This window comes from Vibrio sp. 10N.222.46.A1 (assembly GCF_041473595.1).
Lineage (GTDB): Bacteria > Pseudomonadota > Gammaproteobacteria > Enterobacterales > Vibrionaceae > Vibrio > Vibrio tasmaniensis_A.
In genome coordinates this window covers 1-1,096 of the sequence record NZ_JBFRSN010000487.1, presented here as the reverse complement: position 1 = coordinate 1,096, position 1,096 = coordinate 1, and the positions used below count along the sequence as shown (strand labels likewise).

Sequence of the window (1,096 nt, the reverse complement as noted above, 5' to 3'; positions counted from 1 at the left end):
CAATACATGGCGAGTTTCGGAATGAGCCTATCCACCTAGCTGAAAGGCATTGATAATAAGGAGAATGGCATTGATGAAATCAGAGGAGATGTGACGACGAAAGAAAGCTAACTGGTTGATAAGACTGCTATCGCAACCTTACCTTGGATTCGCCCGTCTTGAGAAGTACCTCAAAGCGATGTGCCCTTCAAGTTCAATCGTACAATTTACTTAATAAAGTGGCTTCGGGCTTGTTCAACACTTGGGATTTAGTGTTGGCTACGCAACACCTTAATCCTTATTTGTTAGTTGCGTTCTTGCCACTCCGAACGCAACACCCCATATTTCACTGAATCGTAATACTCGCCTTCATAATAACGTACTTTTCTTAGCCTCGCTTCTTGCTGAAAGCCCAACTTCAACGCCAGAGACATCATGCGAGGATTACCTGACCATGTTGTCAAACCGACCCTTTCGATTCTGTTATTTTTGAACAAGTAAGAGATCCATTGAGGAAGAGCCAAAGCGGCGATACCTTGACCCCAATAATTTGAATCGTAGATTACCACACCAGCTTCAAGCCAATGAGTTTCTTCACATTCCCAGTAACTGCTGACTGTTCCTATCGGGTTATCATCGACAGTGATTAACTGTAAATCTAAACCGCTTAACAACCGTTGAAACGAAGACTTTTCAAACTGCTTTAACGAAGGGTGACAATAAGGAAAATACGGACCATTAAACTTAGTCCATGCGTCGTTTGAAGTTACTAAAGCATGAATTAATTCCAATTCATTCGGTTTTGCTGGTCTCATGCTTACTCGTTTTTCTTCCATGATACTTCCCTATTCTTTGAAGCAAACTAACGAATGACATGGATTCCCCCTCCCGAGGAGCTGCCACACTGATGTGGTACTTAATTGCACCGGAGGCACCATGTCTGATTATTCTTATTTCTGCGGTATCGACCTAGCTAAAAACCACTTGGGTCTTCATGCCGTAGACCAAAATGGTAAGGTCATACTTCATAAATCAGTAACTCGCTCTAAACTGCTGACTACAATAGCAAATATGCCTCTCATGCGTATAGGCGTTGAAGCGTGTGGTGGTGCACATT

General features: G+C 42.7%; 1 protein-coding gene and 1 pseudogene. One reads left to right on the top strand and one right to left on the bottom strand.

The genetic code is table 11. The features are described 5' to 3' along the window. Positions 1–284 precede the first annotated feature (284 nt). Positions 285–815: a GNAT family N-acetyltransferase gene (locus AB4496_RS14435; RefSeq protein ID WP_009845650.1), complete on the bottom strand. Its 531-nt coding sequence runs from the start codon at positions 813–815 to the stop codon at positions 285–287. 100 nt (positions 816–915) lie between these two features. Between AB4496_RS14435 and AB4496_RS14430 the strand changes: the two are divergent. Beyond that, positions 916–1,096: pseudogene (locus AB4496_RS14430) on the top strand (IS110 family transposase); the annotation flags it as partial.